The sequence below is a fragment of the Gordonia otitidis genome (assembly GCF_020735545.1).
Lineage (GTDB): Bacteria > Actinomycetota > Actinomycetes > Mycobacteriales > Mycobacteriaceae > Gordonia > Gordonia otitidis.
Genome location: NZ_CP085974.1, coordinates 3,608,578 through 3,623,132, shown reverse-complemented (window position 1 = coordinate 3,623,132; position 14,555 = coordinate 3,608,578). Strand labels below are relative to the sequence as shown.

At 65.6% G+C, this 14,555-nt stretch carries 16 protein-coding genes; 3 read left to right on the top strand and 13 right to left on the bottom strand.

Translation table 11 applies throughout. The features are described from left to right. Nucleotides 1–96 precede the first annotated feature (96 nt). Both LK459_RS16515 and LK459_RS16510 read left to right on the top strand, forming a co-directional pair. A complete protein-coding gene (locus LK459_RS16515) occupies nt 97–747 on the top strand; it encodes a dTMP kinase (RefSeq protein WP_227919627.1) in 651 nt (216 codons plus the stop codon). Nucleotides 748–829: 82 nt separating this feature from the next. After that, the gene (locus LK459_RS16510; RefSeq protein ID WP_227919626.1) at nt 830–1,702 is read left to right on the top strand and encodes an Rv0361 family membrane protein; all 873 of its coding nucleotides are present in this window, start codon (nt 830–832) and stop codon (nt 1,700–1,702) included. Between the two features lie 158 nt (nt 1,703–1,860). On the opposite strand, the gene ahcY is transcribed toward LK459_RS16510, so the two are convergent. The 13 genes from ahcY to LK459_RS16445 all read right to left on the bottom strand — a co-directional run bounded on the left by ahcY (nt 1,861) and on the right by LK459_RS16445 (nt 13,220). Beyond that, the gene (ahcY, locus tag LK459_RS16505; protein WP_007238886.1) at nt 1,861–3,333 is read right to left on the bottom strand and encodes an adenosylhomocysteinase; all 1,473 of its coding nucleotides are present in this window, start codon (nt 3,331–3,333) and stop codon (nt 1,861–1,863) included. A 247-nt stretch (nt 3,334–3,580) separates the two neighbouring features. Next, on the bottom strand, nt 3,581–5,176 hold the full coding sequence (locus tag LK459_RS16500; RefSeq protein WP_227919625.1) for an APC family permease: 1,596 nt from the start codon (nt 5,174–5,176) through the stop codon (nt 3,581–3,583). Nucleotides 5,177–5,361: 185 nt separating this feature from the next. Continuing rightward, nucleotides 5,362–6,309 carry a cation diffusion facilitator family transporter gene (locus LK459_RS16495; protein WP_227919624.1) on the bottom strand — a complete coding sequence of 316 codons (948 nt, stop codon included), beginning with the start codon at nt 6,307–6,309 and terminating at the stop codon, nt 5,362–5,364. 158 nt (nt 6,310–6,467) lie between these two features. Further along, entirely contained in the window at nt 6,468–6,764 is a 297-nt protein-coding gene (locus tag LK459_RS16490; RefSeq protein ID WP_227919622.1) for a WXG100 family type VII secretion target, read from the bottom strand. Between the two features lie 147 nt (nt 6,765–6,911). Then, nucleotides 6,912–7,241: a WXG100 family type VII secretion target gene (locus LK459_RS16485; protein WP_007238882.1), complete on the bottom strand. Its 330-nt coding sequence runs from the start codon at nt 7,239–7,241 to the stop codon at nt 6,912–6,914. 126 nt (nt 7,242–7,367) lie between these two features. After that, on the bottom strand, nt 7,368–8,213 hold the full coding sequence (locus LK459_RS16480) for an ESX secretion-associated protein EspG (RefSeq protein WP_227919621.1): 846 nt from the start codon (nt 8,211–8,213) through the stop codon (nt 7,368–7,370). Then, complete coding sequence (locus LK459_RS16475) at nt 8,210–9,268, bottom strand: PPE domain-containing protein (RefSeq protein ID WP_227919620.1); 1,059 nt, start codon at nt 9,266–9,268, stop codon at nt 8,210–8,212. Before LK459_RS16475 ends, LK459_RS16480 begins: the two co-directional genes overlap by 4 nt. A gap of 94 nt (nt 9,269–9,362) precedes the next feature. Continuing rightward, complete coding sequence (locus tag LK459_RS16470; RefSeq protein ID WP_227919619.1) at nt 9,363–9,668, bottom strand: PE family protein; 306 nt, start codon at nt 9,666–9,668, stop codon at nt 9,363–9,365. A 57-nt stretch (nt 9,669–9,725) separates the two neighbouring features. Next, a complete protein-coding gene (locus LK459_RS16465; RefSeq protein WP_227919618.1) occupies nt 9,726–11,156 on the bottom strand; it encodes a hypothetical protein in 1,431 nt (476 codons plus the stop codon). Beyond that, nucleotides 11,153–11,461, bottom strand: coding sequence for a type VII secretion target (locus LK459_RS16460; protein WP_007237827.1), 309 nt, complete (start codon nt 11,459–11,461; stop codon nt 11,153–11,155). The genes LK459_RS16465 and LK459_RS16460 overlap by 4 nt, the downstream gene beginning before the upstream one ends. Before the next feature lie 127 nt (nt 11,462–11,588). Beyond that, nucleotides 11,589–11,903 (bottom strand): YbaB/EbfC family nucleoid-associated protein, encoded by a 315-nt coding sequence (locus LK459_RS16455; RefSeq protein WP_007237828.1) that lies wholly within the window; start codon nt 11,901–11,903, stop codon nt 11,589–11,591. A gap of 10 nt (nt 11,904–11,913) precedes the next feature. Then, nucleotides 11,914–12,309, bottom strand: a complete 396-nt coding sequence (locus LK459_RS16450; protein ID WP_227919617.1) for a hypothetical protein — start codon at nt 12,307–12,309, stop codon at nt 11,914–11,916. A 227-nt stretch (nt 12,310–12,536) separates the two neighbouring features. Then, on the bottom strand, nt 12,537–13,220 hold the full coding sequence (locus tag LK459_RS16445) for a DedA family protein (protein WP_227919616.1): 684 nt from the start codon (nt 13,218–13,220) through the stop codon (nt 12,537–12,539). 186 nt (nt 13,221–13,406) lie between these two features. On the opposite strand from LK459_RS16445, the gene LK459_RS16440 reads away from it, so the two are divergent. Beyond that, nucleotides 13,407–14,504 (top strand): alpha/beta fold hydrolase, encoded by a 1,098-nt coding sequence (locus LK459_RS16440; protein WP_407648604.1) that lies wholly within the window; start codon nt 13,407–13,409, stop codon nt 14,502–14,504. Nucleotides 14,505–14,555: the final 51 nt, after the last annotated feature.

The following is a 14,555-nucleotide window of genomic DNA, read 5'->3' as shown; positions in this document are numbered from 1 at the left end:
GCTTCAATGGTGACACTTCTGTGATCGAACCGTCGTGATTGACGCGCCGACGCGCGATTCGCGCATTCGCGCCGACGCGCCGCCTACCATGCGTGCGTGGGTGTGCTGATCGCGATCGAGGGCTTGGACGGTGCGGGAAAGAACACGTTGGTGACGGGATTGGTCGACGATCTGGCGCGCCGCGGCGCCTCGGTGGCGACCTTCACGTTTCCGCGATACGGGGCATCCGTCTACGCCGACGTCGCCGCGGAGGCCCTACACGGCGAACACGGTGACCTGCGCTCGAGCGTGAATGCGATGGCACTGCTGTTCGCGCTCGACCGCGCGGATGCCGCCGCGCAGATCCGTGCGGCGGTAGCCGACGTCGACGTCGTGATCCTCGACCGTTACGTCGCGTCGAATGCCGCCTACAGCGCGGGTCGGTTGCGACAGGATGCCGCAGGTGATGTCGTGCGATGGGTCGCCGACCTCGAGTTCGGCAGATTCGACGTCCCGGTCCCCGACAAGCAAGTACTCCTCGGTGTACCCGCGAGCGTCGCGATGGAGCGGGCGCGAGCACGCGCGGCGTCGGACCCCTCCCGACAGCGCGACGCCTACGAACGCGACGACGAGCTGCAGTCGCGCGTCGATGCCGTGTACCGGCAACTGGCCGCACAGAACTGGATGACACCCTGGATCGAAGTCGGCACGGATTCCATGGATTCGACGGAACCTGCGCGCCTTGCGGCGCGTCTCATTCCCGAATGACCGCGGCGTCGGATTCCGTCACCTCTTCGCTAACCTCGACCTCGAACTCGACCTCGACTGACACCGTCTGCCAAGGAGCGACATGACTTACCCGCCCCCACAGGGACGCGGCACGCCCATGCAGTGGCAGTACCCGACGCAGACCGGGCCCGTCGAGGGCGATGGGTGCCAGCGGCCCGCCCCGCGGCCGGACGCAGCGCGGTATCCCGAAACACCTCCCCATCCGGGGGCGGCGCCCTCTCGGCAAGCGCCACCTCATCCCGGGTCGTCGCAGGCACCCTACCCAGCTCCGCCACCACCGCACGTCCGCGCGCCGCACTACCAGACGCCGCACTACCCCGTTTCGCCGCAGCAGTCCGGACAGCTGCCGGGATGGGATTCACCGTTCGTGCACATGCAGACCAGTAGGTCGACACCCAACCGTCTCCTGATCGCGGGCATCGCCGCAGGTGTCGTCGCGATCGTGGCCCTCGGCGCCGTCCTGCTCGTCGCATTGTCGTCGGCAGTCGCCGATTCCTCGTCGACCGTCGCGACCACCACCGCCGCCCCGAAGGACACCGGCGAGACGGCACCTGACGGTTCCGGTCAGCAAGGGCAGGGTCAGGGAGACGACGACCCGTCGGGAGCTTCCGCCGACGCAACTCAGACCGCAGCGGTTCGGGCAGCGATGCAGCGCTACATCGACGCCTACAACTCCCGCGACCTCAACCAGATCAAAGCCGCCACGTGCACGGGTCTGCGCAACCAGGTCCGTGCGCCCCGGGCACCGGGCACCGTTGTGCTCGACAATGTCTCAGGCGTACAGGTCAGCGGCGACGTCGCGCAGTCGATCGTGGAAACCCACCTGACCGACGGCAGTCAGACCTCGCGGACCACCACCGACAAGGCATCGTTCAGCAACGAGCAGGGCACGTGGTACTTCTGCCCGAACGCCCAACCCTCGTACAGCACATAGATCGAGATACGGCGGGGTCGGGAAACACCGGGGTCGAGAAAAGCCGGGGTGTTAAGACGTCCGGCTGTCGAGAACGGATCACACGAGTAGGGGGTGTGGGCGACACTGTCGCCCACACCCCCTACTCGTGATCGCCTGAAACCAGTGGCAACGGCCGCTCAGTAGCGGTAGTGCTCAGGCTTGTACGGCCCTTCGACATCGACGTTGATGTACTCGGCCTGCTCCTTGGTGAGTTTGGTCAGAGTGCCGCCGAGCGCTTCGACGTGGATCTTCGCGACCTTCTCGTCGAGATGCTTGGGCAGCCGGTAGACCTCGTTGTCGTATTCGTCGTTCTTCGTCCACAGCTCGATCTGCGCGATCACCTGGTTGGAGAAGCTGTTGCTCATCACGAATGACGGGTGACCGGTCGCGTTGCCGAGGTTCAGCAGTCGCCCCTCGCTCAGCACGATGATCGACGAACCGTCGTCGAACACCCACTGATCGACCTGCGGCTTGATGTTGATCCGCTTCGCACCGGAGTTCTCCAGGCCTGCCATGTCGATCTCGTTGTCGAAGTGCCCGATGTTGCCCAAAATGGCCTGGTTCTTCATCTTCTTCATGTGCTCGAGCAGGATGATGTCCTTGTTGCCCGTCGACGTGACGACGATGTCGGCGTCGCCGATCGCCTGTTCGACGGTGACGACGTCGAAACCATCCATGAGAGCCTGCAACGCATTGATCGGGTCGATCTCGGTGACCTGCACACGAGCACCCTGACCTGCGAGCGATTCCGCGCATCCCTTGCCGACGTCGCCGTAGCCACAGATCAGGACCTTTTTGCCGCCGATCAGTACGTCGGTGCCTCGGTTGATGCCGTCGATCAGCGAATGGCGGGTGCCGTATTTGTTGTCGAACTTGCTCTTGGTGACCGAGTCGTTGACGTTGATGGCCGGGAATGCGAGCTCACCCGCCGCCGCGAACTGGTAGAGCCGGAGAACACCGGTGGTGGTCTCCTCGGTGACACCCTTGACCGACTCGGCGATCGTGGTCCACTTCGTCTTGTCCTCGGCGAAACTGTTGCGCAACAACTCGAGGAACACCTTGTACTCGGCCGGATCGTCGTCTTCTGCGGGCGGCACCACCCCTGCCTGCTCGAACTGTGCGCCACGCAGCACCAGCATCGTGGCGTCGCCACCGTCGTCGAGGATCATGTTGGCCGGCTCATCGGGCCAGGTGAGCATTTGTTCTGCAGCCCACCAGTACTCCTCGAGGGTCTCGCCCTTCCACGCGAAGACGGGCACACCCTTGGGCTCGTCGACGGTGCCGTGCGGGCCGACGACGATTGCGGCGGCAGCGTGGTCCTGCGTGGAGAAGATGTTGCACGACGCCCAGCGCACCTGCGCACCGAGCGAAACGAGGGTCTCGATCAGCACTGCGGTCTGCACGGTCATGTGCAGAGAACCCGAGATGCGCGCACCCTTGAGCGGCTGCACGTCGGCGTACTCCCGGCGCAGTGACATCAGGCCTGGCATCTCGTGCTCGGCGAGCCCGATCTCCTTGCGGCCGAACTCGGCCAGCGACAAGTCGGCAACCTTGAAATCGATGCCGTTCTTGGTGTCCACCTGCGGTGCGTCGTTCTGCACCATGGTCATGTCATCCCCTTGTCCGTGATGGCGTCGTCCGAGGCACTCGTCCTCGAGAACCCGCGTATGTGAGGGTGGTGGGCCCGCGGCTCGCCTCGGCCCATCCGTGCGTGCACGCGATGCGCGCAGTGAGTTGTTCCACCCACGAGGCTATCTAACCCTGACCGGTAGGCGGAGGCTGGCCACCCGCGGCTGCGTGGTCTACCCCCTACCGAGCGAGGGATCGTCGGCGCGTGCGCGCAGCGGCGCGCGGCGTTCAGGCTCGGGACGTCGGGTCGTCGCCGCGTGGCGCGTCACCGGAAGACGCTGCCTCGGCGGTCTCTCCCGATTCCCCGGAAGTCGACCCGTTCGGCGTCGCGTCGTCGGTGACGCCCTTGACCTCTCCGCGCTCCCGACGACCGACCATGGAGTGCCGCATTCCGTAGAGCAGATACAGCAGCACGCCGATGACCATCCAGATGACGAATCGAATCCACGTCAGCGCCGACAGGTTCAACATGAGCCACAGGCACGCGAGGATCGCGAGCACGGGGATGATCGGTCCGCCGGGAACGGTGAATCCGCGCGGGAGATCAGGTCGGGTCCTGCGCAGCACGAGCACACCGGCGGCGACGACGATGAAGGCAAACAGTGTGCCGACGTTGACCATTTCCTCGAGTTTGTTGATCGGGAAGAATCCCGCGACGACGGCGACGACGACGCCGATCAGCACCGTCAATCGTGCAGGCGTTCCGAACTGCGGGTTGGTCTTGGCCAGGCCGCGCGGGAGAAGCCCGTCACGGCACATCGCGAAGGCAACGCGCGACTGACCGAGCATCAGCACCATGACGACCGTCGTCAGGCCGGCGAGTGCTCCGACGGCGATCACCTTCTCCGCCCAGGTGACACCGTTCAGTGCGAACACGTCGGCGAGGTTCTTCGAGTCGCCTCCGCTGCTGGCCAGCTGCTTGTAGTTGGCCATACCGGTGACGACGATGGTCACCAGCACATAGAGCACGGTGACGATCAACAGAGAGCCGAGAATGCCGCGCGGAACGTCCCTGCGGGGGTTACGTGTCTCCTCCGCCGTGGTGGCGACGACGTCGAATCCGATGAACGCGAAGAACACGATCGAGGCGGCCGCGAGAACGCCGTACCAACCGTAGGACGTGTCGCCACCGCCGGTCATCAGCGAGAACAGCGTCGAATCCACGGACGCCTTGTCCCCTGCCGCATGTTCTGCCGGAGGCACGAACGGGGTGTAGTTGGCGGTCTTGACGTAGAAGAAGCCGACGATGATGACGAGCAGAACGACGCCGACCTTGATGGCCGTGATCACTGCGCTGACGCGGGATGACAGCTTTGTCCCGAGCGCGAGCAGCGTTGTCACGGCGGCAACGATGAGGATCGCGCCCCAGTCGATGGTGTGTGATCCCACGTCGACTGTGCCGCCGGAGAACCCGAACACGCTTCCGAGGTAGCTCGACCACCCCTTCGACACCACTGCCGCACCGACCGCGAACTCGAGGATCAGGTCCCATCCCAGAATCCAGGCGAGGAACTCGCCGAAGGTTGCGTAGCCGAAGGTGTAGGCGGACCCCGCGACGGGGACCGTCGATGCGAACTCCGCGTAGCAGAGGGCGGCCAGCGCACAGGTGATGGCAGCCATCACGAACGACAGTGAGATCGCTGGACCCGCTTTGTCGCCCGCGGTCGACACAGTGATCGTGAAGATACCGGCGCCGATCACCACCGAAACGCCGAAGACGATGAGGTCCCGCCACGTCAGGTCCTTGCGAAGCCTGTGGTCGGGTTCGTCGGTGTCTGCCATCGACTGCTCGACGGACTTCGTACGCGTGAATGCGTTGGCCATCAGCGGTTCTCCCTGCATGTCTGGTCAGCAAGTGTCGGCTCAACACGCCGACACATCGTCCGTGTGCTCGACCGATGCGGAGTGGGAGCGACTTGTGATCCCCCGACTCGACGGCGTGCTCGCGCAACCGGGGTTCCGGTCATCGCGGATTCACACGCTACCGACAATGGCGGTGGCGTGAGGGACTAACGCGAAGACGTGTCGGTACGCGGGGGCTGCGTGCCCCGGTCGAGATCGGGCTCGAGGTAGATGATCCGGGCTTGTGGTACGACCGTACGAATCCGGGACTCCGCATTGTCGATGATCCGGGCGACGTCGACGAGGTCGGTGTCCGCGGGGACCGCGATCTTGGCCGCAACGAGGAGTTCGTCGGGCCCGAGATACTGGGTCTTCATGTGGATCACGCGGTCGACTCCGTCGGATTCGAGCGCACCGCGCAACGCGATTTCCTCGTCCACTGTCGCACCCTCCCCGATGAGGAGGCTCTTCATCTCGACGATCAGCACGATGGCGATCACGCCGAGCAGGACCCCGATGGCAAGCGTGCCGACACCATCCCACACCGCGTTGCCGGTGAGCATGGTCAGGCCGACGCCGAGCAGTGCCAGGAGCAGGCCGACCAGCGCACCGCTGTCTTCGAGCAACACAACCGGAAGCTCCGGGTTCCTCGAAGTGCGGATGAACCGCCACCACGACGCACGGCCCTTGAGTGGCCGCGATTCCCGCATCGCGGTGGTGAAACTGTAACCCTCCAGGCAGATGGCCACGAGCAGGATCACGATCGCGACGATCGGTGATTCGAGCCCGTGATCGTGTGCGTGGGTAATCTTTTCGATGCCTTCGTAGATTGCGAACATCGAACCAAGCGTGAAGATCACGAGCGCCACGACGAACGAATAGAAGTACCGCGCGCGCCCGTAGCCGAACGGATGCAGTTGATCGGCTTCCTGACTCGCACGCTTCTGACCGAGCAACAACAGGCCCTGATTGCTGGTGTCGGCCACCGAGTGCACACCTTCGGCGAGCATCGACGACGATCCCGTGATCGCGAAGCCGACGAACTTGGCCACTGCGATGCCTGCGTTGGCGGCGAGTGCCGCGAGAATCGCCTTCTTGGAACCTTCGGCCGACACCAGTGTCCTCCCATCGACTGCGCGTCCGATGACTCTAACCGACGGCCGCAGCGGCCGATGACCTCACCGACATGCGCCGCTACGACCGACGAGGACCCGTGCCGCGGTGTGGGTGTTCCTCCCGAACGACCCACACCGCGAGCAGCCGGACTCGTGGCTCAGATCGAGCCGAAACCACGCCCGATCGCTCCGTCGAGTTCCGACATGGTGTTCGAGGCGTTCTGCACCCCGCGGTGCAGTCCGAGCAGGTGATCGCGTGACTGGAGGAAGACACGATCCCAGTTCGCCTGTGCCTCTTCGTAGGCCACCTTGGCCGTCGTGGACGACCAACTCGAGTCGAGCGAGTGCATCTGGCGCTTGAGTTCGTCGGCGAGGTCGCTCAGACGACCGAACTCGGCCTGGAGGTTGCCGCTGAGGTCCCCGAGGCTGGCGAAGTTGTATTCGATGTTTCCCATGACCGGATTCCGTTCTGACGGGCTCGAACCCTGAGGCGTCGAGCGTGAATGGGCTTGTGCGTGAACATGATTGAGAATGATTGTGGTTGCGGATGAATTGATTGCGGATGAATTGATTGCGAATGGACGACTCGGTGGCTGTGACACTCAGAGGCGTACGCCCCCGGGTTGGAACCCGCCTGCGATCTGTCCGTCGTTGTCCTCGTAGCCCGCGAAGCCGCTGCTGAGCTTGTTGCGGATGTCGTCGAGTGCGTTGTGCAGCACCAACGCGGATGAGTTCCAATCGGCGTGGGTGTCCGTGAAGGCCGTCGACGCCTTGCCCTGCCACGTGGCCGCGCCGTTCGAGGACGCACGCGCGATACGTCCGATGGTCTCCTGCATGTCGCCGACGATTCCGGCCACCGACTTGGTGGTGGCCATTGCCGATTCGACATCGACCTTGACCGCGCCTGCGCCGCCGTCACCGAGATTGAGCATCTGGAATCCTCCTGTGGTCGAGCACCGACTCACGGTGCCGTGCGGTATCCGCGGATCAGATACCGATGGTGTTCACGACGGCCGGAATCGGTTCCGGTGTCGTGTCCCCGACGATGTGCCCGGCACTCACCGGAACCACGCACCGTCGGGAAGGGTCTCGATGAGCAGACCGACAGCCTGCCCGATACGGTGACCCGATCCCGGCGACAGCGTGGTCCACACCCTGCCGTCGGGAGATCTACTGGGCCCGGCGACAATTCGACCTCGGGAGGTGTCGATGATGCCGAGTGCCCCTGGGGACTGGGTGTGCAGGCCGTCACGGTGGGAGACAGCGACGATCTCCGTCCGTCGAACGACGTCGGAGAGGGCGCGTGCCACCGTCCCCGCGTCGGCCGACGACATACCCAAGCGCGTGAGTGCGTGCGTGACATCGTCTGTGCGCCGACACCGCCCGAGCCGATCGGCGAGCTCGTCACACGGACATGCAAGCGCAGCGAACCGGAGCGCCGCGCTAGGACGACTCTCCGAATCAACCGACCCGTTGTCCGCCATTCGTGTGCAGTGTTTACGAACCACCGCGCAAACGTCCGCGACGTCGCGGAGTTCCACGACGCTGATCTCGACGGTGTCGTCGATTCGCACCGCGAACACGTGTTCGTCGCCGCAGGTCGCGAGACATGCACGTATCGTGCCGGATTCGGTGAAAGTCCGGATCTCGAGTTCATGATCGGGACAGCCGAGAACCCGCAGCGCCGCCGCGAGCCACGGGACGGGATCGTCGACGTCGTCGATGATTCCGAGTTCGGCGATCCGTACGTCGGCCGCAGCGTCCGTGCGACTCGCGCGATACGCGTCGTCGTCGACCTCGAGCATGTCCAGAACCACCGGCCAACAGGCGACCCCGAGCCTCGCACCCACTCGACGGAGCGTCGCCACCTCCACTTGCCCTCCGCGCGCAGCCGTCCAGATCATCGGGTGGGCACCTCCCCCAACCGGAGCGCCTGGTCGAGATATGCGGGATCGATTGTCGGCGAGCCGGATTCGACGTCGACGGTCAGCTCCACTCGCGATGTCGCAGCCACGCCGAGGTCGGCCCACGTCGCTGGTAGATCGCGGGTGATGCTCGCACAGCATGTGCGTTCCTCGGTCGCGACCTCCCGTGGGATCGCGCTCGCCCGCGGCGCGGCACGGTGGTCGGAGGTCGCACCGGCCATCGACGCCATGGGTGGTGGTGTCGGCTCCGGCGGCTTGAGGGGTTGCGCATGCGCTGCCGCTGCGGGGACGACAGCCTGCGTTGCAGAAGCGAGTGTGGTGGCGGCATATCCGGCCCTGATCTGTGACGGAATCCCGGGAGGCACGACGGGGACGACTCCCCCGTTCACCACCGCAGACGCTGCGGACTGAGGAGTACTCCGGCCCGCACGGTCGGATGTGCCGTTCGACCCCGCAGCCGCCGCCCGCTCGGCGTGCAGGGCTGCGTCGGAGACCAGCAACGGTGCCCGATGCTCGACGTGCCACTGTCGAGCCGCCGGTGTCGCCGCCTGTTCGTAGGCCTCCATCACGCGAGCCGCACGCATACGCTGATCGTGTCGAGCGCGCTCGGCATGAGCTGCGGCACCACTGATCATCGGTGCGACGGCACTCACCGACCGCGCGAGGTCGTGAAGTCCGTCGACGAGCTCGACCTCCGCGGTGGCGGGCATCGACAACCGGGCAACGGCCGCCGCTGCACTCTGTTCCTCTGCGCGTACCGCATTCACCGTCGCGTCCTCCGCGACATCGCTCATCCAGCGACCCAGTGTCTCGAGCTGATCGAGCGCGGCGTGCGCATTCGTCGACTGCCACGAGTTTCGGATGCGATCGAGCACATCCACGTAATCGACAGCAACTTCGGCCAACTCCGCGGCGACGACTGCCCAGGCGACACCTGCGTCCACCAGAGATGCGGGGCCCACACCGGAGGCGAGATCGGCGGCGAGTCGGTCGGTGGTACGTGCGTGCCATACGACACCGGTGAAACCGGTCACTGCAGTCTCCTTTCTCGGTGGCAGGGGCAATCCGCGATGACGAATGAGTGTGCAGCGCGCCTCGCGAGAGGTGCGCAGCCAGATGTCGGCGGGTTCAGGTGCGCAGTCCGCCGGCGGCTGCGTCGTCGACGTCGACGACGCGTGTCGCCTGGAGTCGCAGCGTGGCCGCGAGTTTGCGCAGTTCCAGTACACCGGTCGCCGCATCGTCGTCGAATGCTCTCGCAACACTGGTAAAAGAGTTGGCGACGCTGGTCGACACCTCGTCGCAACCGGCAGCGGTCACCGTCGTCCGCACTGTCGCGGTGCCGATGGTCCGTTCCAGCCGATCGGCGAGACGATCGAGATCGGCTGCAGCCGAGTTGAGTTCATCGGGTTCTACGCTGAGTGTGGGATCAACCACGGTGCGCCTCCTGGCGATGGAATGGTGTTCGCGAACGGCTGGTCTACCGGCCTGAGGTCAGTGCGTCGTATCCGCGGCTTCGGGCGCTGGCTCCCACAGCAGCCGCAGTTCGATATCGGGTGGCGGTGAGTCGGCCGACGTCGGTTGGCCACCGAGGACCGGTGGCGCGACCACGGGTGATTCGCCCACCACCTGCTGACCGTGTTCTTCGGTGACCAGAAAGTCGGGGATCTCGTGCTGTCCGGTGGCCTCTGCGGCGCCCCGCGCGGCGCCCGCGGCCATCATCGGCGCCATCGAGGCGGGAACCGGGGTCGTGGACGCGACGGTCGCACGGGTCGGCTGCGACGGCGTCAGCGATGCCGGTTCGGTGAGTCCGTGGCCCGCGGACATCGCCGAACGTGCGGCCCCGAGCGGAGCAGCAGCGCTGCCCAAGCCTCCGATACCCATCCCACCGACACCCGCTCCCCCGCCACCGGCGAGTCCCGCCGGCGCGACCGCGGCATTGCCCGAGACCCCTCCCGGACCGGAGAGATCGGGATCGCCGCCTACCGCCACGCCGGCAGGGTGCGCAACTGCCAGATCGTCGCCGGGGTGCACACTCAACATCTCGCTGACGGGGCTCATCAGTGCGGCGGGAAGCTCGGTGGCCGAGCCGACCAGGGGTGTCAGGGCCTCCAGGATGGATCCGGCCAGCGCGAACGGTGACTGCGCAGCTGACGTCGTCGCTGCCGTCGGCGGGCTCGTGACCTTGACCGGCGCGCCATTGGCGATCATCTGTGTTGTCGGGCCCAGCAATTGGGCTCTGGTCACCGCAACAGCCGCAGTCGCCTCCGCCAACCCCTCCGTAGCGAAACCGACCGCAGCACCCTGCCCGAGCGGTGTCGCCAGTCCGGGGCCGAGAACCGCGATCTTGCCGACCGTCGCCGCGATGATGCCCTGAACTGTCGCGAGACCGGCCGCGACGATCGCCGCGGCAGCCTGGATGTCGATCGACATCACCCCGCCCTGCGTCGAGAGGGCAGCACTGTTGGTGCTCGCCTCGGCGGTCTTGGTCGCCGCACCCAGCGAGGCCGCACCCGTCCACAGGCCATCCAGTACTCCGAGTGCTTCTGTGGCCGTTGACATCGCGGTGTCGAGAACAGTGGACAGCGCGGAGAAGATCATCGACGGATCGAAGGGCGCACCCGACAGATCACCGGTCCCGAAACCTCCCAGAAGATCAGTCATCGGTTTCAGCAACATGCCGATGTCGATCGTCGGCAACGGGGGCAGCCCCGGCATCGGCGGCAGGGCGGGGATCTGCGGAATCGGCGGCAGCCCGAGTCCTGCGAGTACTTCTCCGACCGGACGATCGAGGATGGGGCCGAGCGGGGTCGCGTCGATCATGTCGCGGATCGACATGTCGTCGAACCCAGGCGCCGTTGCACCCGAGGTACCCGACGATCCGCCCCCGTGGGCGCCCGTGGGCGCCGGTTGCGGCGACGTCACAGCGCCGACCGTATTGTTGCTGCGTTCGACCCGTCGTGAGCGTCGAACTCCCCGAGCGCCGCCAGTGTCGTCGCTGCCGTCGACGCGTGCACCGCAGCGAGACTTCCGACGGAGAACAGGTGGTTGGCCTGCGCGGTGATGAAGGCAGCGAGGAACTCCTGGCCGATCAACCCGAAAACCCCGATCATGGCGGTCGTGTTCGCCGCGGCGTCGATCGCGCCCGCCGCGCTGACGGCCGTGCCGATTGCCGCATTGGTGGCCGCAAAGCCCTCCAGCACTTCAGGTGTCACCGTGACGTTGCCCATGTGCGCTCCCCTGTGTCGGTCGTCGAATCGTTGCTTGCAGGTCTGCGATGTCCGGAGATTCGAGATTCTGACGCATGCTCGTCCCGGAAGGTTCCATCGACTTGATCGGGTCGGGTCGTGTGCCGAGTCAACGACGTCCGACCTGCTCGCCGAATGACGACGTGAAATTCTCGATGAGTGCTGCGCGCCTGGCGAATACACGTTGCGCCGCGAGAGCTGCGGTCGCAACGACCTTCTCACCCAAGCGGTCTTCGCCCAACTCGTTCGCCCCGTCGGCGAACCACAGGCCCGTGAGTGCCCCGCTGCCGTCGGCTTCGGCGGTCACCAAGCCGTCCGGCGAGGTCACCCGGGCTCGCAGACCGGCGAGTTCGTCACCGAAGTCGGCGAGACGATCGAGTTGTGCGCGCGCCCGCGCCTCGAGCTCATCCATCGCCCCGGTCATCGACGCCCTCTCACGCTCGACGCAGCCACGAGGCGGGAGCATCGTCGTGCTCGTCGTCGCGGTACTCGACGCGAGCGAGGTCCTCGGCGGTGGGCAGGCCCATCGCGTCGACGACGTCCCTCGGCGCGCCCGCATCGAGAAGCTCCTCGCGCCAACGAATTCCGGCAGCCATAGCGGACTGTCGACAGACCCGCAGGATCTCGTCGGCCAGTGCCTGCGGTTGCTTGGTGAGTTGCGAACGCTCGATGCGGACCCGCGTCGGCAGCCCCTGTGGCGTGGTGACAACCGAGATACCGCCCGAACGGGATCGCGCAGAGGACATGCGAAACGCTGCGGGAATCTCCGCTTCCGCGGCTCCGTCCCGACCGATCTCGCCGCGCTCAATGCTGCTGTGTTGCACTGACATATCCCCGCGCATCCCCCTGTGTCCTCCGTGTGTGAAACACCGATCCACCTGCTCCGCCGCCGACCTCGGTTGCGTTGTGCGGGAGATGTTGCCATGTACCGATACCGGCGGCGACACCTCGACGCATGCCTGTGGATAAGTCATTCTGTCGGATTTTTCCCGTTTGCGACGAACAAACGTGTAAACAATCCTGACGCCGCCGACCACCGCCGACTGCTCGTCGCCGACTATTCGCCGCGCCGGCTGTCGAGTTCGGCCGGTCCGGCGGGATCGCGGGGCTCGGTGCGGGCCCCGGTGCGTGCGGCGCCCCGACGCACCGAACGCCAGCGTCGGTACGCCTCGACGATGGTCGGGATCACGACAGTGAGCACCGACGCGATGATGATGAGTTCGAAGTGATCGCGAATGAGTGGCACGGAACCGAGGAAGTAGCCCAGGACGATGATGCCTGCCGCCCAGACGATGCTGCCCATGACGCTGAACAGAGTGAACACGGAATGACGCATTCCGCTGAAGCCCGTAACGACTGGCGTCACGGTGCGCACGATGCCGATGAACCGGCCGAAGAACACCGTGAGGGGCCCGAAGCGGTCGAAGTACCTGTGTGTCCGTTCGACGTAGGCCGGACCGATCGTGCGCATGACCCGTCCCTCCAGAACGCCCCGGCCGAGTCGTCGTCCGATCAGGAATCCACACTGGTCACCGAGCATCGCCGCGATCGGAACCACCACACACAGCAGCCACAACGGGGCGAACGGCTGGGGCTGGGCGGCGAACACCCCCGCAGTGAAGAGGATCGAGTCACCAGGGAACACGAAGCCGATGAGCAGGCCGGTTTCGACGAATATCAACACGCACAGCCCGACGAGTCCGCCCGTGGTGAGGAATGCGTCGATGTCGAACGGATTCATTGCCCGCAAGCCTAGCCACGGTTCCGCGCGTCCGATGTGGGCGAGCCCACTCGTTTGCGCTGACGTTAACTCGCTGCAACATGGTGGGCAGACTGCACCCATCGGGTGTTAACTCGATAGGGAAAAGGCGTTGTGGTCACATGCCGCCAGTCCAATCACGCCGATGTGATCACTCGAGGAGTAGACGTGCCAGAAGCCCCGACCAGAATCGTCGGAGTCACACGGTCCGGCGCGACATCGTCGGCCAATCTGCGTCCGGTCTCCGACACCGAGGTCCGCGTCGAGTACAAGACCATCCACGGCTATCGGCGGGCCTACCGGATCGCGGGGAACGGACCAGCACTCCTTCTCATCCACGGGATAGGCGACAACTCGTCGACGTGGAACGAAGTGATCCCGATGCTCGCCCAGCACTACACGGTCATCGCGCCGGATCTGCTCGGACACGGTCGCTCCGACAAACCGCGCGCCGACTATTCCGTCCCGGCATTCGCGAACGGTATGCGCGACCTCCTCGTCGTACTCGGCATCAACAAGGTCACCGTCGTCGGTCACTCGCTCGGCGGTGGCGTGGCAATGCAGTTCTGCTATCAGTTCCCCCGTTTCGTCGAGCGCCTGGTGCTTGTCGCCGCCGGCGGCGTCAGTCGCGAGGTCAATCCCGCCTTGCGTCTGGTGACACTGCCGCTGGTCAACGGGGCACTGACCGCGCTGCGCGTTCCGGGAGCCCTGGCCACCCTGCGTCTCGGGGCAACCGCGATCGCCGCGGCCCCGACACCGCCCGGGCTTCCCGACCTCCCACGCGGGCTGTCACCCAAGCGCATGCTCAACGATCACGAGGATCTCCTTCGGGTCCTCGGCGATCTGTCGGCCCCTACCGCGTCGGCGGCGTTTCTGCGGACCCTGCGCGCTGTCGTGGACTGGCGCGGTCAATCGGTCACGATGCTCGACCGGTGTTACCTGACCGAGTACCTGCCGGTTCTGATCGTCTGGGGCGACGACGACACCGTCATCCCGTATGAGCACGCGCTGATCGCGAATTCGGCCATCGGCCACAGCGAGTTGTCGACGTTCCATGGTTCCGGCCACTTCCCCTTCCACGACGACCCCGAGCGATTCGTACAGGTGGTCATGGACTTTCTCGAACGACACCAACCCATGGAGTTCGACTCACAGGTCTGGCGCAGGTTGATGAGCGAGGGACGCAAGAGCGCGGACATCGTCGGCGACGAGCAGACAGTAGAGGCTGTCTTCGACGCGATCGACGACGAGCGCAGCGCCACGTGACGTCGTCCGCGCGAACGACGTTCGCGTGGACAGGACCCGCTGCGGCGGGAC